The organism is Pyruvatibacter sp. (assembly GCF_040219635.1).
Lineage (GTDB): Bacteria > Pseudomonadota > Alphaproteobacteria > CGMCC-115125 > CGMCC-115125 > Pyruvatibacter.
Genome location: NZ_JAVJSC010000009.1, coordinates 595,320 through 614,820, shown reverse-complemented (window position 1 = coordinate 614,820; position 19,501 = coordinate 595,320). Strand labels below are relative to the sequence as shown.

General features: G+C 59.1%; 14 protein-coding genes. 7 read left to right on the top strand and 7 right to left on the bottom strand.

What is annotated here, in order from left to right; all coding sequences use genetic code 11:
• The coding region (locus RIB87_RS15195; protein ID WP_350148206.1) for a carbohydrate-binding domain-containing protein at window positions 1–4,131 on the bottom strand (4,131 nt) is incomplete at its 3' end.
• Between the two features lie 284 nt (window positions 4,132–4,415).
• Here RIB87_RS15195 and RIB87_RS15190 point away from each other — a divergent pair.
• From RIB87_RS15190 to RIB87_RS15180, 3 genes are read left to right on the top strand one after another with little or no spacing between them, the layout of a single operon-like run.
• Window positions 4,416–6,260 (top strand): peptidase domain-containing ABC transporter, encoded by a 1,845-nt coding sequence (locus RIB87_RS15190; protein ID WP_350148204.1) that lies wholly within the window; start codon window positions 4,416–4,418, stop codon window positions 6,258–6,260.
• Window positions 6,257–8,401, top strand: a complete 2,145-nt coding sequence (locus RIB87_RS15185; protein ID WP_350148202.1) for a peptidase domain-containing ABC transporter — start codon at window positions 6,257–6,259, stop codon at window positions 8,399–8,401. Before RIB87_RS15190 ends, RIB87_RS15185 begins: the two co-directional genes overlap by 4 nt.
• 1 nt (window position 8,402) lies before the next feature.
• Window positions 8,403–9,746 (top strand): HlyD family type I secretion periplasmic adaptor subunit, encoded by a 1,344-nt coding sequence (locus RIB87_RS15180; protein ID WP_350148200.1) that lies wholly within the window; start codon window positions 8,403–8,405, stop codon window positions 9,744–9,746.
• 79 nt (window positions 9,747–9,825) lie between these two features.
• On the opposite strand, the gene RIB87_RS15175 is transcribed toward RIB87_RS15180, so the two are convergent.
• The gene (locus RIB87_RS15175; RefSeq protein WP_350148198.1) at window positions 9,826–10,281 is read right to left on the bottom strand and encodes a BLUF domain-containing protein; all 456 of its coding nucleotides are present in this window, start codon (window positions 10,279–10,281) and stop codon (window positions 9,826–9,828) included.
• Between the two features lie 235 nt (window positions 10,282–10,516).
• Here RIB87_RS15175 and RIB87_RS15170 point away from each other — a divergent pair, with 235 nt between their 5' ends.
• Window positions 10,517–10,843: a hypothetical protein gene (locus tag RIB87_RS15170; RefSeq protein WP_350148196.1), complete on the top strand. Its 327-nt coding sequence runs from the start codon at window positions 10,517–10,519 to the stop codon at window positions 10,841–10,843.
• Window positions 10,844–10,856: 13 nt separating this feature from the next.
• On the opposite strand, the gene RIB87_RS15165 is transcribed toward RIB87_RS15170, so the two are convergent.
• Complete coding sequence (locus RIB87_RS15165) at window positions 10,857–11,540, bottom strand: nitroreductase (protein WP_350148194.1); 684 nt, start codon at window positions 11,538–11,540, stop codon at window positions 10,857–10,859.
• Between the two features lie 109 nt (window positions 11,541–11,649).
• Here RIB87_RS15165 and RIB87_RS15160 point away from each other — a divergent pair, with 109 nt between their 5' ends.
• Window positions 11,650–12,762, top strand: a complete 1,113-nt coding sequence (locus RIB87_RS15160; protein WP_350148192.1) for a hypothetical protein — start codon at window positions 11,650–11,652, stop codon at window positions 12,760–12,762.
• On the opposite strand, the gene RIB87_RS15155 is transcribed toward RIB87_RS15160, so the two are convergent.
• Both RIB87_RS15155 and RIB87_RS15150 read right to left on the bottom strand, forming a co-directional pair.
• Window positions 12,759–14,225 (bottom strand): tetratricopeptide repeat protein, encoded by a 1,467-nt coding sequence (locus RIB87_RS15155; protein WP_350148189.1) that lies wholly within the window; start codon window positions 14,223–14,225, stop codon window positions 12,759–12,761. The genes RIB87_RS15160 and RIB87_RS15155 overlap by 4 nt on opposite strands.
• Window positions 14,226–14,293: 68 nt before the next feature.
• Window positions 14,294–15,526 carry an acyl-CoA dehydrogenase family protein gene (locus tag RIB87_RS15150; protein ID WP_350148187.1) on the bottom strand — a complete coding sequence of 411 codons (1,233 nt, stop codon included), beginning with the start codon at window positions 15,524–15,526 and terminating at the stop codon, window positions 14,294–14,296.
• A gap of 92 nt (window positions 15,527–15,618) precedes the next feature.
• Between RIB87_RS15150 and RIB87_RS15145 the strand changes: the two genes are divergently transcribed.
• Window positions 15,619–15,759: a DUF2256 domain-containing protein gene (locus RIB87_RS15145; protein WP_350148185.1), complete on the top strand. Its 141-nt coding sequence runs from the start codon at window positions 15,619–15,621 to the stop codon at window positions 15,757–15,759.
• On the opposite strand, the gene RIB87_RS15140 is transcribed toward RIB87_RS15145, so the two are convergent.
• Both RIB87_RS15140 and RIB87_RS15135 read right to left on the bottom strand, forming a co-directional pair.
• Entirely contained in the window at window positions 15,756–17,288 is a 1,533-nt protein-coding gene (locus tag RIB87_RS15140) for a cryptochrome/photolyase family protein (RefSeq protein ID WP_350148183.1), read from the bottom strand. The two genes, RIB87_RS15145 and RIB87_RS15140, sit on opposite strands and share 4 nt — an antisense overlap.
• A gap of 9 nt (window positions 17,289–17,297) precedes the next feature.
• The gene (locus RIB87_RS15135; protein ID WP_350148181.1) at window positions 17,298–18,026 is read right to left on the bottom strand and encodes an SDR family NAD(P)-dependent oxidoreductase; all 729 of its coding nucleotides are present in this window, start codon (window positions 18,024–18,026) and stop codon (window positions 17,298–17,300) included.
• Between the two features lie 115 nt (window positions 18,027–18,141).
• On the opposite strand from RIB87_RS15135, the gene RIB87_RS15130 reads away from it, so the two are divergent.
• Window positions 18,142–19,491 (top strand): MFS transporter, encoded by a 1,350-nt coding sequence (locus RIB87_RS15130; protein WP_350148179.1) that lies wholly within the window; start codon window positions 18,142–18,144, stop codon window positions 19,489–19,491.
• The last annotated feature ends 10 nt before the right edge of the window (window positions 19,492–19,501 follow it).

Sequence of the window (19,501 nt, the reverse complement as noted above, 5' to 3'; positions counted from 1 at the left end):
ATCGTTCTCGGCCACGGTCGTGCCATCAAGGCCAATGTCGGTGGCCACTTCGTTTGCATCGCCAACCGCGATGTCGAAGCTCTCGGTACGTGCAAGGCCGCCCGCATCGGTTGCGGTTACGTCAACGGAGATCGAGTCCGCCGTTTCGTGATCCAGCGCCACGCCGTCCTTGAGTTTGAGCTGGCCGTCCACAACCTCGAAGCGGTCGTCTGACACGGTGTATGTGTGTGTGTCGCCCGCGTCCGGATCAACGACGCTGATGGTGCCGACAACGGCTCCGGCATCGTTTTCCACAACAGGTGTACCGTCGAGCACGATGTCGGTTGGGCCTTCGTTGACGTCGAGCACACTCAGCGTCAGGTTTTCCGTGTGGCTCAGGCCGCCCTGATCCGTCACGGATACATCAATGCTGACGGTGGCAGCGTCCTCGTGATTGAGACTGATGCCGTCCTTGAGTTTGAGTTGGCCGCTCACCACTTCAAACCTGTCATCAGACACTGCATAGGTGTGGCTATCGCCTGCATCAGGGTCCACGACTGACAGCGTGGCAATCACAGCGCCGGCCGCGTTTTCACCAATCTCGAATGGCACAGCGCGCAGCGACACATCGTCGATCAATCCGCCATAGCTGTCGTTGTCGCCCGCAGGCTCACGGAACTCCAGACGATCCGTGTCGCCGGTGCCCACAACCTTGAGGCCTGCATCCTGCCAGCTTGTCTGATCTGTCGAAAAGCTGCCTACTTTCTCGCCGTTCCAGAAAACCTCAACCGTTTCGCTGCGTCCTGTGCGGCTCATGACGCTCATGTCCAGCTCATAGACCTGGCCGGGGTTCGTCGAAATATCCTGGAAAATCGAGTTAACGCCGCGGTCTGAATCAAGCTCGATATACTGATCGCCTTCAGCAGCCGCGCGTCCGAACAGGTTGTCCCAAAGCTCAACATTGCCGTCGGACTGCCAGCCGGGGGTGACTGTTTCGGCGTCGCCCATTGTCCAGCGGCCAGTGGCCAGGGTGCCTTCCTCAAAGCTGCCGTTGACCAGCAGGTTTTCAGTATTCACAACCATGCCGATGTCGTTAGGCGCCTCGTTGACGTCACGCACTGCGATGTCGAAGGTTTCGGTGCGGGCCAGACCGCCTGCGTCAGTTGCGGTTACCTCAATGGAGATAGAGTCGGCTGTTTCATGGTCCAGCGCCACGCCGTCTTTGAGTTTCAGTTGGCCATCAACGACCTCGAAGCGATCGTCGGATACCGCATATGTGTGGGTGTCACCTGCGTCAGGGTCCGTGGTTGTCAGTGTGCCGACGACAGCGCCGGGTGCATTTTCCATGACCATCGGCTGGTCAACCGCAACCGGGTCGCCACCGAATGTCGCACCCTCAAATATGCTTGTTGTATCAAACTGCAGCGTGCCGCCCCACGGCATACGCTCCGCGCCAAGGCTGGAGTCATAAGACCCGCCTGCGCCCTGATAGTTGACGTCACTGCTTTCTGCTTCAATGCGATGACCATCAACCTCAATGTAATCAACAATCAGGTTGCGGTCGCCAACACCTGCGCGATAGGCATCATTGGGGAAACGGACTTCGACAAGACCAAGCCCGCCTTCGGGAACAGGAACGTTGATCGAGACGTTCTGCCAGACCACCTGATCATTATCCACGTCGCCGTTGCCGCCCAGCGTTGTGTATGTGCCATCCGTCTCGGTGTCGCGTGCCCAGCTTACGGTGCCCTCGCCAACAACCTGGCCATCGACAAGAATCTGGTAGTTCGGGTCACCTCTAAAGGCTTCACCACCAAGACGAACTGTCAATTCTGCCGTATCTCCAAAATGCGGCGCGGGCGTCAGGGTGATGTCGTTAGGCGCCTCGTTGACGTCGCTGACTGCAATATCAAAGGTCTCTGTGCGTGCGAGGCCGCCCGCGTCAGTTGCTGTCACATCAACGGAAATTGCCTCTTCGGCTTCGTGATCCAGCGCCACTCCGTCCTTCAGTTTCAACTGGCCATCCACGACCTCGAAACGATCGTCGGATACGGCGTAGGTGTGGGTGTCACCCTCATCCGGGTCAACAACGCTCAGTGTACCAACGACAGCGCCGGGTGCGTTCTCGGCGATGGTTGTGTTGTCCAGCGCAATGTCGGTGACAACTTCATTGATGTCGCCAACCGCTATGTTGAACGTTTCGGTGCGCGACAGCCCGCCGGCATCTGTTGTGGTCACGTCAATGGCAAGTGACGGTTCGGCTTCATGGTCCAGCGCCACGCCATCTTTCAGTTTCAACTGACCATCCACAACCTCGAAGCGATCATCTGACACCGCATAGGTGTGGGTGTCGCCTTCATCGGGGTCGGTTGTCTGCAATGTGCCGACAACGGCACCGGCTTCATTTTCATCAACGCCAAGAGCAGAGTCCTGAAAGCTGGCCGAGAGGACCGCCTCAATGCCATCAGGACCATGATCGTCCGGGTTGATGATCGTGACAGTGTTGGCACCTTCAATCAGATCCGGTGCGGTTATGCTGCCGTTGACCAGTTCCAGTGGCTCCAGCACGCTCGAAGACGGGCTGCGTGTTGCAAAAAACTCGACGCCGTTTTCACTGATAACCGCCTGAATACGCGGGCCGCCATCTTCTGTCGGTACCCATGGGCGCGAGATGGGGGTGCCATCGGCAAACTGCAGGAAACTCTGCGTGCCGGGGTCATAGACATTTGACTGCAACTGGATGGTGTTGCCTGTCAGCGACTGGCCATTGACCACGAGCTCAAACGAATTGTCGATGCGGGCAAAGTCAACGGTGATCGCTGCGCCGGTGTCTGACGGGAGGGTAACAACAGACGTGCCTGCGCCGCCGCCATTGCCCGTGGAGATGTTTTCGTTGGTGACGGCGGCATTCTGTGTGCTGACGACAGTGTCGCCGGTCAGCTCGATGTCAATCGGCGCTTCGTTGATGTCTGCGACGGTGACGGTGAATGTCTCGGTGTAATCCAGGCCACCCGCATCCGTTGTGGTCACGTCGATTGAAACGGTGTCTTCGGCTTCGTGGTCCAGCGCCACGCCGTCCTTGAGTTTCAGCTGACCATCCACGACCTCGAAACGGTCGTCCGATACCGCATAGGTATGGGTGTCGCCGTTGTCCTGGTCGGTTGTGCTCAGCGTGCCGACGGTGGCGCCACTTGCGTTTTCCGCAATGGTTGACCCGTCAAGCGTAATGTCCGTGGCCACTTCGTTGACGTCACGGATTTCGAGCGTCACCGTTTCAAAATAGGTGTTTCCCGCGCTGTCACGCACAACAAGCTGCAGATCAACGGAAGCAAGTGTTTCGTGGTCAAGGTCAGCACCTTCCTTCACCAGCACGGCATTGCCGACAATCTCGAAGAGGTCGGAGCCGCCCGCAATTTCGTAGGTGAAGACTTCTCCTGAGTCAGGATCTATGGCGCTGAGCACCGCCACCACAGTGCCGGGTGCTGCATTTTCCACCACACCTGCATTATCAAGCAGAATGTCCGTTGGCGGACGGTTGATTGTTTCTTCGGTTGGTTCCGGTGTAAGCGACGGATTAGTGCCCGTGCGCTGCGCTGTAGCGTACTGCGCTGTAGCGGGTGCGGGCGTGTTTGTTGTGTCATCGTCGCCGGCAGCAAGGCGGGCGATACGGTCTGTCAGGGCCTGCAGGGTAGAGATGCCGGTGTCGAGGGTGGCATCAAGCGTTGTGTCATTCAGCGAAGCGGATGCGCCGGGTGTGGCGTTCACAGAAGCGGGCGCATCGGAGGCTGACGGTACAAAGCTCTGTTCCGCGCCGTTGCTTGAGGCAGCAATGCCTGACAGGCCCGCGCCAGGCGTGGTGCCGTCAACAGCGCCACTATCAGCAGGCGCGCCGAGGTTCTGCTGATAGGTGCCCGGATCAACCGGCTGGCGTGTGCCTGTATGCAGGTTGGGGTTCGCGGGGTCGCTTTCGCCCTGCAAAATATCAAGACTGCCGTAATCGCGCGCGCGCTCCGCTGCGTCGTCGCGCCCGGGAGCATTGCCGCTGTCGAGCCTGAACGCTTCGCTCGCTGCACCGTCCTTACCGGCACCTGCTGCAGCCTTGTTGGCATCGCTTGGTGTGGGTGTGCCCTGGGGCTCCTGACCGTCGGCCATACTCGAACTCCTGTTCCAACTCTCAGCCGCCCTGATGGTTCTGGGGTGGCGGTAGGCGCGGGCACAACTGTCCCGCAGTGTTGAAACGAGTTTGAACTAAGACCCCTTAAGTCTTGCTTTAAGGACTTGGTAAAGAGGCTGCACCCAGATGTTCGCGCAATGCGTGTATTAACTCCGTTCTTTCAACCTTTTCCCTGCGTTTTTCCGCAAAAATCCGCGATCACTAAAATTGTAATTAACTAAGTCGCAAATCTTCGGGTTTACCAATTCAGGCTTGAGAGTTGGTGGAACCTGGATTTTTCCCTGAAATGCTTGTGGCGACTGCAAAGAACTTGACCGCCGGTGGGCGCGCGCTGGCCAGCAAGTTGGGCTGGCAATCGCAGGCGGATGTTACGTCCGCCAATGGCGTGTCGCCGCCGCAGCTCAGCCGCGCTGTGTGGACTGCTTCTCTCGCAATCAATTTTCTCGCGCTTGGCCTGCCGATGGTCATCTTGCAGGTCTATGACCGCATTCTGCCCAACGAAGCCTTGGGCACGTTTTCGTTGCTGCTTATGGGTTTGGCAGTTGTGCTGGTGCTGGACGCCACGCTGAAGATCGCCCGTGCCCATGTAGTGGGGTGGGCTGCAGCACAATTCGAACACCGCACATCAACAGAGTTTGTCGGGCGGTTCTTGTATGCAAGTCCGTCAGACATTGAGCGCACGCCGCCAGGGGTGCATCTGGACCGATTGCAGGCCATTGATACGCTACGTGAGTTTTATGGTGGGCAGTCGCGGCTTTTGCTGGTGGATCTGCCATTCCTGTTTATTTTCCTTGGGCTGATCTTTGTGATCGGCGGGCTGGTGGTGCTGGTGCCGCTGGCGATGATCGGCGTTCTGGCAGTTGTCTCGCTGGTTGCCGGCAATGCCCTGAAAGAACGGCTGGCCCAGCGCGCCCAACTTGATGACCGGCGCTACAGTTTCATTATTGAAGCACTTGCGGGCATTCAGACCATCAAGAGCATGGCGATGGAACCGCAGATGCAGCGTCGCTACGAGCGGCTGCAGGCCACGGGTGCCGCCTCGGCGTATAAATCCATTGTGCTGGGAAATGCGGTTCAGACCATTGGCGGCATCATTTCCAATATGACAATGATCCTTATCGTGTCCGTTGGTGCGCTGCTGGTCATCGGCGGCAGCATGTCTGTTGGTGGGCTTGCCGCCTGCACGTTGCTGGGCGGCCGTGCGCTGCAACCGCTGCTGCGCGGCATGAGCGTGTGGACACAGATGCAAAGCCTTGATGTGGCGCGTGCGCAGGTGGCCGACCTTCAGGATATGGATCTGGCGCCGGTGCGCGAACCGCAGCGCCTTGAAGACCTTCAGGGGGGAATATCGTTCCGTGATGTCACCTTCAGCTACACGCCGGACGACAAACCGCTGCTGGACAAGTTCAGCCTGATTGTGAAGCCCGGCGAAATGCTGGCGCTTACGGGGCCGGAAGGCGACGGCAAGTCAACGCTGCTGAAACTCATCATGGGTGAGCTTCAGCCACAGGCCGGCCGGGTGATGATTGATGGCCATGATGCGGCGGGTGAGTCGCGTGATGATCTGGCGCTCGACATCGCCTATGTGCCGCCGACGGCGACTCTTTTCAAAGGTACGATCCTTGAGAACCTGACCATGTTCCACGGTGGCGATGCAATTGACCGTGCGCGTGAAGCGGCGCGGATGATAGGCCTTGAAGACGACATTCACCGTTTGCCGCAGGGTTATGACACGCAAGTCAGCCAGGGCATTTCTGATGAATTGCCCGGCGGCATGATGCAGCGGATCATCATTGCCCGCTCGCTGGCGCGCGACGCGAAAGTGCTGCTGTTTGATGAAGCCAATGCGGGCCTTGACCGCAAGGCCGACACGCAGCTCATGGCAGCGATTGAAGAGCTCAAAGGCAAAATTACCATCATCGCCGTCAGCCACCGCCCGTCGCTCATCCGGCAGGCGGACAGGGTCATTACCATTCACAAGGGACGGGCACGGCTCAATCATTCGTTTGCGCCTGCCAAACCTGAGACACCTGTTGTTCCGGATACGCAGCAGCATGAAGAAACGGCACCGGCGGCTGAGGCCGTGCTGGCGGGAGGTGCTGCATGAGTGCGCAGACAGCAACATCAGCACGGCTTGAAGATTATCTGCATGGCGGCGGCCTTTCAGGTTTCCAGCCGACATCTGCCACCGGCGCGTGCCTTGTGCCGCTGCTCAATGCCCTGGGCTGGCGCGGCGAGGCGCGGCATCTGGCGGAGGCATTGCCGCATTTCGCAGACTCGCTTGATCTGTCAGACCTGCGCATGGTTTTGGCAAATCTGCATTACGTGACAGTGCCTGAGCGCACTGTGCTGGCTGATTTGCGCCCTGATCTGCTTCCGTGCCTGTTTGCACAGGACGGCAAGACGGCGGGTCTCGTGCTGGAGCGCGACGGTGACACGCTGACGGTGCTTGATGGTGTTGTCGGCGATGTGGTCAAGGTCAAAGCCGGTCAGACAATCGGCACTGCCTATTACATCCGCAAATCAGATGAGACACTGCGCGAGCAGGAACGCGCCTCGCAGGGCAACTGGCTTGGCAGCGTCATTGGCAAGTTCAAGGGCGTGATCTGGCAGGCGCTGGCGCTGACTTTTGTCATCAATATGTTTGCCGTCATCGTGCCGCTGTTCATCATGGGCGTGTACGACAAGGTGGTGGCCACGCGGTCAGCGGAAACGTTGGCGTATTTTCTGGGTGGTGTGCTGCTTGCCGTGATGGCGGACGGCGCATTGCGGCTGGTGCGCGGCCAAATGCTGGCCTATGTGGGCGCGCGGCTTGATATGCTGATCGGCGCTGCCGCCTTTCAAAAGCTGCTGCATATGCCGGTGAGCATGACCGAGCGGGCACCCATCGGGTCACAGATTGCGCGTCTCAAGCAGTTTGAGACGGTGCGTGAAGTGTTTACCGGGCCATTGGCGGCTGCAGCGCTTGATCTGCCGTTTCTGATTTTCTTTCTGGCGACGATCTTTTTGATCGGCGGTGTCATCGGGTTCGTGCCGGTGGCGCTCATCATCGGCTTCACCATTCTGGGTCTGGTGACATGGCCCATCAGCAAGGCGCGTGTCGCTCGGCTTGGTGAAGCGCGCACGCAGCGGCAGGCGTTTTTGATTGAGGCCATTGAGAATCAGCGCGTTGTGCGACAGTCCGGCAACGGGCTGCACTGGCGCACACGGTTTCGCGAGATGTCAGCAGACAGTGCGGCTGCCCATCATTCAGTGTCGCATCTGGGTGTGGTCGTTCAGACCATCAGCCAATCCATGATGATGGCAGCGGGCGTTGCCACCCTGGCCGTTGGTACGCTGATGGTGATGGAAGGCATGATGACCATCGGCGCGCTGATTGCCACCATGGCGCTGGTGTGGCGCTTGCTGGCACCTATTCAGGCAGCGTTCCTGGGGCTCAACCGTATTGAGCAGGTCAAGCAGTCGCTTGCGCAGGTCAATCAGTTGATGAAGCTTCAGGTAGAGCGCACGCCGGGGCAGCTCACATCATTTTACCGCACCTTCAAGGGCCACATTGCCTTTAGCCGGGTGAGCTTTCGCTACACCCCGCGCGCGGAGCCAGCGCTGGTGGGGGTCGATTTCGTGGCCAGGCCCGGCGAGATGATCGCCATCACCGGGTCAAGTGGGTCCGGCAAATCGACCATCCTCAAAATATGTTCGGCGTTGTACATGCCGCAGGCAGGGGCTGTGAGTATTGACGGCAACGACCTGCGTCAGCTCGACAAGGGCGACCTGCGCCAGTCAATCGGCTATGTGGCGCAACGCACGTCGCTGTTTCACGGCACGCTGGCGCAGAACATGCGGCTGGCGCACCCCACAGCGAGCGTTGATGCCATCAATACCGCATTGGCCGAAGCCGGCCTGTCAGATTTTGTGGCGTCATTGCCTGAAGGGCTTGAGACGCGGATGACCGATCACTTCCAGCGCCGCATGGCTGACGGCATGAAGCAGCGATTTGCGCTGGCACGCGCCTACGTCAAGAACGCGCCGATCTATTTGATGGACGAGCCAGCCAATAATCTGGACGACGAAGGGGATGATTTGCTGCGCGCCAAGCTGGCGCAGCTCAAGGGAAAATCAACAGTCTTAATGGTTACTCAACGCCCGTCCCATATGAAGATGGCAGACCGCGTGGTTGTCATCGATCAGGGCCGGGTGTCGCTTGACGGGCCGCCTGATGAGGTGCTCGCGGAATTGTTTGGGGGCTAACGTGAAACTGGGTCTGCACAAGTTCAAACGCCGCATGTTGGGCACGCCGGACGAAAAACTTTTGGCGTTGCCGCTGGCATTGGAAGAAGGCAAGGCACCACGCGTCGCCAGTCTCATCATGATGGTGGTGAGCGTGTTTGTCGGCCTCGCCGTTGTCTGGGCATCGCTCACGACCGTGCGCGAGCTTGCGGTTGCCGCAGGGCAGGTTGAGCCTGCGGGCTCCGTGCTGACGGTCAAACATCTTGAAGGCGGCATCGTCGGCGATATTCTGGTCAGCAACGGTGAGTTGGTCGAAGCTGGTGAAGCGCTGGTGCAGTTTCAGCCCGCCCTCGCCGGCGCTGATCTTGATCAGGCGCGCGCGCGCGCGGCATCATTGGCGCTAACAGCCCAGCGCCAACAGGCATTTGTCAACGAGACCGACCCGCAATTTGAGATAGATGCAGCATTTCGTCATCTGGCAGATGAGCAGATGGATGCGTGGCGCCAGCAGACAGCATCGCGTGATGAGCAACGCTCTGTTGCCCTTGCGCGCATTGCTCAGCGCGATGCGGAATTGTCGTCCCTTGAGCGGCGCGTCGCAAACCTGCAAACCCAGGTTGATATTCTGACCGAACAACTGGAGATGCGCCGCGGCCTGCTTGAAAAAGGCCTGGTGTCGCGCATTGCCTTTCTTGAAAGCCAGCGCGCTGTCGAGCAGACGCGCGGCGAACTGATTACGACGCAAGGTCGCGTGGCGGAAGTGACGCAGGCCAGGCTGGAAGCTGAACGCAGTCTCGCGGAAACCAATGCGCGCCTTGTGGACGAGGCAACACGGGACCGCGGCCGCGCTCTGGGTGAACTTGAAGAAGTGCGCAACCAGATTGCCAAAGCTGAAGACCGTGTGCGCCGCCTTGCCGTGCGTGCGCCGGTGCGCGGTCTGGTCAAAGGGCTGACTGTCAGCTCTGTTGGCGATGTTGTACGCCCTGGTGATCCGGTCCTTGAGATCGTGCCGCTGGATGATGAGTTGGTGGCGCAGGTTGAGGTGGACCCCAAGGACATTGGCCACGTGCACCTGGGCGCGCGGGCGCATGTGCGCATCACAACGTATGATCCGGCCCGTTTTGGCGTGCTGGAAGGCAGCGTGCAGAAAATATCTGCATCAACGTTTGAAAACGAACGCGGCGAACACTTTTATCATGCGACGATCTCGCTGGATAAAAACTATGTTGGCACTGAACTGGCCAAGCATCTGGTGTTGCCGGGCATGGTCGTGAATGCAGAGATTGTGACCGGCTCCAAGTCCATCGTCCGGTATCTGCTCAAGCCGGTGTTCCGCTCGCTGGACACAGCGTTCTCCGAACGCTAGACAGCGGCCTTTATTCTTCTGCTCAATTAAGGAATGCGAGGGTCGCACGGTGCAGCGCTTCCCAGGCGGCTCATCAGGTTCACGCGAAGCTGAACTCTTTGAACCCTGCCAGGAAGTTGCGCGTGAGAATGGCTATCTCGCGATTGGTGGCATTGTCTGTGCTGCCGTTCTGGGTATCACCGCTGTTGCGGGCAAGGTCGCGCAACGACACGACGAGACTGCGGTGGCCGTTGTTCAGCTTCTCCGGTGCGGCGTGGCCCATGCACCAGTTGCCGAAGGCACGGCCTTCTTCTTCGCGGGTGATAAGGCGAATGAGGCTGTGATGTCTTGGGTCATTGGCCAGCCGCGCGTAGCATGTTTCGACATTGTCGGCGGGGCCTTCAAGCACCTGAAAAAAGTTTCCATCGTGATACATCAGCATCCCGGTCAGCCCGAACGCGAGATTATTACGCCTCGACACGCGGAGAATCTGCGCAACATCAGCTTCGCTGACCCCGCGCGTGGCAGAGCTCAAATAGGCTGTTCGGCAGATCATGAACGTGTTCCTTTGGGATGCCTACCCAGGCGCGTATATTGTCCAAAGCTAACGCATGAAGTGTAAAAATTGGGTTGCGATGCCTCTTTCTGCGTCTGTTGCCCAATAGAGCGCCACCCTCGCCTTGATAAGCCGGAAGCATCATTTCTTAACCACGATCTGTGCCAAAGCGGGACGCGAATTGCCGGGGTGTTATGATGAAGGCTGGTTCGTTCGGCGATTTTGGAGCAAGACGATGCGACGCGGTCTTCAGTCTGTCGGTGTTGTGTTGATTTTGGCGGCCATGAGCGTGGCGCACGCACATGCGGGGGACGCCGGGTCATTAAACGGCACCATGGCCTTGAGCGCGCTGACGGGGGGTGTCGGCAACACGCAGGGCACGCACTGCTGCGGGCAGGGTGGTTTTGTTGTGGTGATCGGTGGCACTGGTCCTGCTGACGCCGATGGCGCTATCGGCCTGCGTCAGGCGCGTGATCGGTCGTTTGGCCAGAGCTTCGGCGGAGCGGTGACAGACCGCAGTTTCCGTTTTCGGGCCAACAGCGTTCAGCGATCCGGTTTCTAGTCACAGTCTTTTGTTACCCGCCGTGAAATGTCACAAAATCTGACACTGTCTCACGCTCGGAGATAAGCGCATTCACCGGTTGCGTATCATCTGCATAGCCCAGCGACATGCCACAGACTATGTACTGCGTGTCAGGAATGTTCAGCAGCGGCTTGGTCACTGTCCAGAAGTTATTCCACGCGCCCTGTGCGCAGGTATCAAGACCGCGGGCGCGCGCCGCGAGCATGATGGTTTGCACCATGATGCCGATATCCACCCAGCTTGAATATTCAAGATCCTTGTCGATGGTGAATATCAGACCGACCGGCGCATCAAAAAACGAGTAGTTACGGCCCCATTGCGCCCAGTTTGCTTGCTTGTCGCCCTTGGGTATTTCAAGCAGGCCATACATTGCCTTGCCCAGTGTTCGCATACGGCTGGTATAGGGTTCCTTGCGCTTGGTGGCGCGGGGAAACTCTGAAAATGCATCCGGCGCGCCGCCTGCTGCGTTATGCTTTTCGCGGTGCTGCAACACGGCATCCACAAGCTTGTTGCGCATCTCACCCATCACCACATGCACATGCCACGGCTGAATGTTGGTGCCGCTCGGCGCACGGCGGGCGATCTCCATGAGGTCATCAAGCACTTCACGCGGGACCGGGTCCGGCTTGAAGGCGCGGATCGAACGGCGGGTGCGGATGGCGTCATCGACATGCATATGAGAGGCTCGCTGCTAACAAAGTAAAAGTGGCTTGATGCGCGGCAGTGTTGGTTGCCCGGCGCTGCGGTGCAAGCTCGTTGGGCTGAATAATTGGGGGAAGCAGCTTATGGCACGAACAGCGTTGCCCAGAAGCCTTGATTATTTCTGGGAAGGTCGGCTTGTCCGCTTTTTGGGAGTGCCGCCCTGGGGTGCTGCCGTAATCGTTACGCTGGTGGTGGCCGCAACCTATTTTGTGCCCGGCTATGGGCTTGGGCTGTTGCCTATCGAACTTGAATTGCGCGACTCAAACATTCCGCTGGACCCTTACAGCTATGCGGCGATCATCACGTCAATGCTTGCAGGGTTCACGGTGTTCGCGCTGCCGTTCGGGCACATCCGGCACCAGGAAAATATCGTGCTGCTTGAACCGGTTATCCCCTCGCTTGACCGTGCGGGTCTGCGCCAGCTTTACGATACTCAAACCCAGGGCAATGCCCGTCGCCGCACGGTCGTTATCGCCATTGGCTGGGGTCTTGGGCTGCTGTTTCCCCTGCTCACGGTGCCCGGTGCATTGACGCTGCTTACAGGGCTCGATGATTTGTGGGAAACAAATCTGCCGCCTGCAGCCTATGTGGCGGCTGGTTGGTTTCTGATTGTTGTTCCGGTGCTGATCTCCAGCCTGGCCAAGGCATCTTACCTCATGGTGTCGGACGTGCGGCAGGTGCTGGCGGATGTCGAGCGGCGGATTGTCGTCGGCCCGCTTGACGCGGATGCTCTGCGTCCGCTTGCCAGTGCCGGGCTGCATACCTCCTTTGTGTGGATGATCGGTGCTGCACTGGGCGGGTTTTTTGTCATCAACGCCAATATCCCGCCTTATGCCATCTGGGTAATGATCGGCGGCATCGCACTGCTTGGCGGGCTGGCGGCGGTTGCCCCGGCACGGGCGGGGCGGCGTATTCTGCGGCGCGCAAAGAGTGCTGCGCTGGCGGATGTGCGGGCAGCGATTGCGCGTCAGCACAGAGACGTGCTTGACCCCGCCAAACCTGATAACGCTGATGACGATACAGGGCTGATGAAGCTCGGTGCGCTGCTGGCCTATGAGCAGCGTCTTGAGACCGCCCGCGAAACGCCGATTGATATGCCGGCCATTGCACAATTTACGCTCTATCTGGCAATCCCCGTTGGCTCCTGGCTGGGCGGTGCATTCGTGGAACGAATGGTGGATGCAGCCCTGGGCTAGGAGGGTGTGTTTTGGGGCATGTCGGTATCTTCCGGGGCGTCAAAGAAATGATCCATCGCCCGTTTGAGTTCCGTACGCCGGTCCTCATCCTTGACCAGTTGGTCAACCAGATCATCGAAGCTGGTGCGCGTCACGTGTGTTGGCAATGACGCGCGCAGGGCTTTAGCAGCCTCGTCCGCCTCAGCGGTGTTTCCCAGCAGTGCGTGGGCAATCAGCAGTGCAATACGGCCCATCATCGTGCCGCGCCGCTCAAGCGCTGTTTTGGCAAACTCCAGCGCGCGCGCAGGTGAACCCAGAATGACGTTGGCGAGGGCAAGGTGAGATTGCCAGTGATAGGCCTGCGGTTCGCGCGGCGACAGGCGCAGGGCGCGTTCAATCAGCGAAATGGCTTCCTGCGTTCGACCTGAATACATCAACGAGACGCCGAGACTGCCCAGTGCCGGTGCATATTCCGGGTTCAGATCAAGTGCTTTTTCATAGGCGCGCTGTGCATCTTCACTGAGGCGGTAGTTGGACAGTGCCGCGCCGACCAAATGGCGGATTGCCGCATCGTTGGGGTCAAGGTCAATGGCGCGTTTGCTGTGATCAAGCGACTTTCGGTGGGTTTCGTGCGTGCGCGCTTCTTCTTCGCTGCCCAGCGGAAATGACAGCGAATAAGCGTGAGCCAGCACCGCGTGAGCCAAGGCAAAATCGGGAGCTTCTTTAATAACGTTCTCAAGCCGGGCAATGACATCCGCAGCAACGTTTTGGTTGGACAGGTCGTTCTGCAGATCAAGCCAGGCTGAGTTGACGCGCGCCCATGTGTCGAGGCCAACAGGGTTATCGCGGGCACGGGCTGCTTCAGCACGGCGCAGCTCAGGCACCAGAGTGGCAACAATTTCTGAGGTCACAACGTCATCGAGATCAAAGATGTCGTCGATGGCCACGTCAAAGCGCTGCGACCATGTGGTGGCGCCGGTGGTGGCATCAATGAGTTGAGCGCTGACCCGCACCCGACCGTCGCGGGGACGCACGGTTCCTTCCAGCACATACCGCACGCCGAGTTCGCGTGCGACATCGCGCACGTCCACGCTGCGGCCCTTGTAGGAGAAGCACGAGTTGCGGGCGATCACGAATAGCTGCCGGTTGGCGGAAAGCCCGGCGATGATTTCCGTCGTCAGCCCATCTGCGGCGGCCTCGTTAGAGGGATCGTTTGATGTGTTTTCAAACGGCAGAACGGCAATCGAGGGCTTGTCGGTAACAGGCCGCGGATTTGTGCCTGCAGTCGCGCTGCTAGGTGATGCGCCGGAGGTGGGTCTGCCAGACGATTGCGCACCGGTTTGCGGATTGTTTTGCGGGCTACGATTCTGCTTCAGCCAGTGGCGCCCCAGCGTTGCGGCAACAGTGCCGATAACAATGAGCGCTGCCACGGCGGACAGGGCCGATTCATAGGTATTCAGCCACTCAACAATTCCGTCGATCATGCAGATGCTCTCGCAAGTGTCTCAGCGCGGTTGTCTCAGTACGGTGCAGGCCGCGCCTTGCCGCGACCCTACAGCCCCAGCACAGCCTTTGCCATGATGTTGCGCTGGATCTCGTTTGACCCGGCATAAATGGAGCCTGCCCGGTCGTTGAGATATTTGGGCACGGCAGTTACCCAGCGCTCAGGGCCAACCGGCGGCAGATTGCCTTCACGCGCAGGCGCTGACGGCACCGGTCCGCCGGGTGCTGTATATTGCGGCTGAAACACCTGGCCGTAGGCACCGGCTGCTTCAATCGCCAGTTCGGTCAGCCGCTGGCTCACTTCAGTGCCGCGCGTCTTGAGCATGGATGATTCAGCGCCGGGAGGGTCTCCGGCAGCCAGCGCTGACAAGATGCGATGTTCTGTGAACTCGAGGGTCGAGATTTCAACTTCGGCATCGGCCAGTTTGGTGGCGAAATCGGCGTCATCAATCAGACGCCGTCCGGTGCCTTCGTTTTCTTCCATCGCCCCGGCACGGATTTTTTGCAGCCGGGCATACAGCCCCGGCGCGTAGGCATTGCCGCGCTCGAACTGAAGCAGGTATTTGGCGACGGTCCAGCCTTTGTGCACCTCGCCCACCACATTTTCCTTGGGCACTTTCACGTTATCGAAAAACACCTGATTCTGGATGTGCTCGCCGGTGAGCATGATGAGCGGATCAACGCTGACGCCGGGCTGGTCCATGTCGATCAGCACAAATGTGATGCCTTCCTGGGGCTTGGTGGAGCCATCGGTGCGCACAAGACAGAAAATGCGGTTGGCGTAGTTGGCGTGAGTGGTCCAGATTTTGGAGCCGGAGCACACAAAGTGATCGCCCTTGTCCTCGGCCTTCATTTGAAGTGAAGCGAGGTCCGAACCTGATCCGGGTTCGGAATATCCCTGACACCAAAAATCATCGCCGGACAAAATGCGCGGCAGATAAAAATCCTTCTGCGCCTGCGTCCCGTGGCCAATGAGCGCCGGGCCGATCATGCCGACACCCATGGGAGACAGCGATGGCGCGCCCGCCTTGGAAAATTCGCTGGCAAAAATATAAAGCCGCATCAAGTCCCAGCCGGTACCGCCATATTCTTTGGGCCACGACGGCACAAGCCAACCTTTGGCGTGGAGAATTTTGTGCCACCGCATGGTCACGTCGTAATCAGCATAGACACTAGTGCCCAGCCGCCCGGCGCGCTTCAGGTCTTCATCCAGATTGTCTTTGAGGAATTGCCGTACGTCGTCACGAAAAGCGTCATGCTCTTTGGTAAGCGCGAGGTCCATAGTGTTTGCTCCTGAATATTTTTCAGGTGCAGTGTAGCGTTGAAATCCTACGGCGTCTTGTCCGCGACGAAGTCTGCGCCAGATCGAGCAATATGAAAAAGAGCGAACTTCCCACCAAAACTTGCGCGACCTGCGGGCGGCCGTTTAGTTGGCGCAAAAAGTGGGCGCGGGTGTGGGATGAGGTTAAGTACTGCTCGCAACGCTGCCGCACTAACAAGAACACGACGCACTAAAGAGCATCGAGGTTGTCCAGCAGGTTTTTGGCGCGCGTGCGGGTTGCCCTGCGTTTGTCGTCGGCCATGCGGTCCAGTGATTTGAGCATCAGGCCCATGCGGGAGTTTTTGGCGAACTGGGTTTTGTGGCGGTCAAGAAAATCCCAGTACAGCGCGTTGAACGGGCAGGCGGTATCGCCGGTCTGCTCATTCACATCATAAGCGCAGTCTTTGCAATGGTCAGACATGCGGTTGATGTATTTGCCACTGGCCGCATAGGGCTTGGAGCCGACAATGCCGCCATCTGCCCACAGCGCCATGCCGTGGGTGTTGGGAAGTTCCACCCATTCGTAGGCATCGGCATACACACGCATGTACCAGTCATTGACATCGTCAGGGGCAAGCCCTGCCAGCAGCGCAAAATTGCCGGTGACCATGAGGCGCTGAATGTGATGGGCATAGGCGTGGTCGCGGGTCTGGCCGATGGCGTGGGCCATGCAGGTCATTTTGGTGTCGCCGGTCCAGTAAAAATCCGGCAACGGACGCTGCGCCTGCAACTGGTTGCGGGTTTTGTAGCGCGGCATCTGGTGCCAGTAGAGGCCGCGCACATATTCGCGCCAGCCGATGATCTGGCGGATGAACCCTTCCACCGCGTTCAACGGGGCGTCGCCTGCGTGATACGCGTTTTGCGCGGCGGCGCATACAGCATAAGCGTCGAGCAGTCCAAGGTTCAGATAGGCCGAGATGACGCTGTGAAACAGGAATGGATCACGGTCGGTCATGGCATCCTGATAGGTGCCGAACTGCGGCAAGGCGTGGATGATGAAACGCCCGAAGGCATGTTCCGCCTGCTCGCGCGTGACGGCAAAGGTGAACGGTTCAAGCGTGCCGAAGTGATCGCCAAATTGCTCTTCAACAAGAGCAAGGACACCCTGCGTAATGTCGTCGGGCGTAAACTGCGAGGGACCGGGAAAATCAAGACCCGGATCAATGGAGCTGCGATTGTCCTTGTCGAAGTTCCATTGGCCGCCTTCGGGTTTGCCCTCATCCGTCATCAGCAGGCCGGTGCTGCGGCGCATCTCGCGGTAGAAATATTCCATCCGCAATTCCTTGCGGCCTTGCGCCCATGTATTGAACGTGTCGAGCGAGGCCAGAAACCTGTCATCCTCGCGTTGTTCTACCTTGACGTTCAGATCATCAGCCCAGGTTTTGATGTCCTGCGCTAACCGGTATTCCCCCGGCTGTGTCACCACCACGGTGTCTGCGGTGTGATGCTGGATGGCGCGTTTCGTCTCGCCTTTAAGGGAGCCGGTATTGTCGGCATCATCAAGCTGCACATAGGCCACGTCAAAACCGTCGCTGCGCAGATCGTTAGCGAAGTGCCGCATGGCCGAAAGCACCAGCGCGATTTTCTTTTTGTGATGCTTCACATAGGTGCACTCGTCCACCACTTCGGCCATGAGAATGACGTCGGTATCCTTGTTGGCGTCGGCCAGTGACGAGATGCCGGGGCTGAGCTGGTCACCGAGGATGAGGCGAAGGGTTGTCACGGCGCCGGGCTAGCCTTTGGTGCGCAAATGACTGCGCCCGCCATCCACGCGCATCACCTGTCCGGTGATCCACGGGGCGTGATCGGATAACAGGAAAGCCGCGAGTGCTGCCGCATCATCGGCCTCCCCCAGACGCGGGATCGGGTGAAGCTTGGCAATGCCCTGCGCCATGGCATCTGACGAGGTAATGGCTGAGGCCATTTTTGTGGTCATCAGGCTGGGGGCAACAATGTTGACGCGGACGTCAGGTGCCAGGTCTGCCGCCAGCGCGCGGCCCAATCCTTCAACGGCACCCTTTGCCGCCGAGACGATGGCGTGATTTGTAAACCCCTGCTCAACGGCAATGGTTGAGAACAGAACCACTGAGCCATTTGCCTGCTTCAGTGCGGGCGCTGCGTGCTGCACGGCCATGGCCGCGGCAATGGCGTTGAGATGAAACGCTTTTGCAAGGTCATCGACGGTGACACGGCGCAGCGGCTTCAGATCAATGGAGCCGACACAAAAGGCGAGGCCGGCCAGACCCTCATCCGTGGCGGCGGCATCAACGATACGTGCAATGTCATCCGTATTGGTGACATCGCCTGCCAGGCTTTGCGCGCCGTGTGTGTTGGCGAGTGTGGCAAGGGCGTCGCTATCGCGGCCTGAGAGGAACAACGGCTGGTCGCGGGCAGCGAGCATTCCCGCCAGAGACGACCCGACGCCGCCGGTGGCACCAAATATCAGCACGGGTTTGGGCATGGGTGGAGTATCCTTTTTCACCATCAGGTATCCGGTCCATTTATTGTTTCATGGACCGGTCGTTACCCGGTGAGCTATGTAGGCATCCCCGTTCGGCAAGGCTTGGTGACGTATAATGTCTCCCGATGACGACCGCCCGACTGGCCAGCTTGGCCCGTCCCTGACGCCTGTCCCGCCTCCCCGCAAGGTCAGGAACGACGCTGCCATTGCGCAGACAACGCCGGAAGAACGCAAACGCGCGTTCGGCATTCTGTTTTTCTGCCTGCTGTGTCTGGGTATGGGGCAGTCGTTGTTTTTTGCCGTGCTGCCGCCGGTGGCGCGTGATCTGGGCCTGACCGAAGTGCAGGTGGGCGCGATCTTCTCTTTGTCTGCGCTGTTGTGGGTGGTCACCAGCCCTTTTTGGGGACGCACCAGTGATGTGTGGGGGCGCAAGTCCATCATGCTCATCGGGCTGTGTGGCTTTGGCACCTCTACCATCGGCTTTGCTGTGTTTATCTGGATGGGCATGGAGGGGATGATCGGGCTGTCGCTGCTGTTTCCGCTGCTGGTGGGCGTGCGGGCGATCTTCGGCGCTTTCGGCTCCGGCACCATGCCCGCCAGTCAGGCCTATGTGGCCGACCGCACGACACGCGCCGAACGCGCCTCCGGCGTTGCCACCATTGGTGCAGCGTTTGGCATGGGCACGGTAATCGGCCCCGGCGTTGCGGCGGCGCTGATTGTGTTCGGGCTGCTGGCACCGTTTTTTGTGGTCGGCACGCTGGCGTTTTTAAGCGCGCTGGCGATCTGGATTTTGCTGCCGGAGCGCACCCGCCCCCGCGAGCGACAGGACAAGAAACACCGGCTCAAAATGCTGGACAAGCGTGTGTGGCCGTTCTTGACGGTGGGCGTGTTGATGGCGATGGGGCAATCCATCGTGGTGCAGGTGTCAGCGTTTTATTTTCAGGACACGCTCAAGCTCAGCGTGGCGGATGCAGCCCAGCTTGTAGGCATCGGCATGATGGCGATGGCCATGTCCACGCTGTTTGCACAACTCGTGCTGATCCAGCGTATGAACCTCTCGGTACAAACCATGCTGCGGGGCGGCACGGTCATCATGATTATTGCGTTCGGGCTGATGATTGCCGGCGGCAATTACGCAACGCTTGTGATGGCACTGGTGGCGTCGGGGCTGGGCTTCGGGCTGTTGCGTCCCGGCCTGTCGGCAGCCGCATCGCTTACCGTAGAGCCGGACGAGCAGGGATCTATCGCGGGCTTCATTGGCTCAACCGCCGCTATCGGCCATGTGCTGAACCCGTTCATCGCGTTGCCGCTGTATCAGATCATGCCGCAGGCACCGTTCATTCTTGCTGCCTGTCTGATGGTGGTCATGGGCATCTTCATCATGCTCCACCCGCTCGTCTCAACAGTGAAGGCGGGCTACGAGGACGAGGACGACCATGACGGCGACATTGTGCCGAAGGGCTAACCGAAAGCCT

Excerpts from the sequence above, each read along its gene's own strand:
- RIB87_RS15185 (WP_350148202.1), top strand. The coding sequence starts at position 6,257 with ATGAGTGCGCAGACAGCAACATCAGCACGGCTTGAAGATTATCTGCAT.
- RIB87_RS15175 (WP_350148198.1), bottom strand. The coding sequence starts at position 10,281 with ATGATCTGCCGAACAGCCTATTTGAGCTCTGCCACGCGCGGGGTCAGC.
- RIB87_RS15170 (WP_350148196.1), top strand. The coding sequence starts at position 10,517 with ATGCGACGCGGTCTTCAGTCTGTCGGTGTTGTGTTGATTTTGGCGGCC.
- RIB87_RS15165 (WP_350148194.1), bottom strand. The coding sequence starts at position 11,540 with ATGCATGTCGATGACGCCATCCGCACCCGCCGTTCGATCCGCGCCTTC.
- RIB87_RS15160 (WP_350148192.1), top strand. The coding sequence starts at position 11,650 with ATGGCACGAACAGCGTTGCCCAGAAGCCTTGATTATTTCTGGGAAGGT.
- RIB87_RS15155 (WP_350148189.1), bottom strand. The coding sequence starts at position 14,225 with ATGATCGACGGAATTGTTGAGTGGCTGAATACCTATGAATCGGCCCTG.
- RIB87_RS15150 (WP_350148187.1), bottom strand. The coding sequence starts at position 15,526 with ATGGACCTCGCGCTTACCAAAGAGCATGACGCTTTTCGTGACGACGTA.
- RIB87_RS15145 (WP_350148185.1), top strand. The coding sequence starts at position 15,619 with ATGAAAAAGAGCGAACTTCCCACCAAAACTTGCGCGACCTGCGGGCGG.
- RIB87_RS15135 (WP_350148181.1), bottom strand. The coding sequence starts at position 18,026 with ATGCCCAAACCCGTGCTGATATTTGGTGCCACCGGCGGCGTCGGGTCG.
- RIB87_RS15130 (WP_350148179.1), top strand. The coding sequence starts at position 18,142 with ATGTCTCCCGATGACGACCGCCCGACTGGCCAGCTTGGCCCGTCCCTG.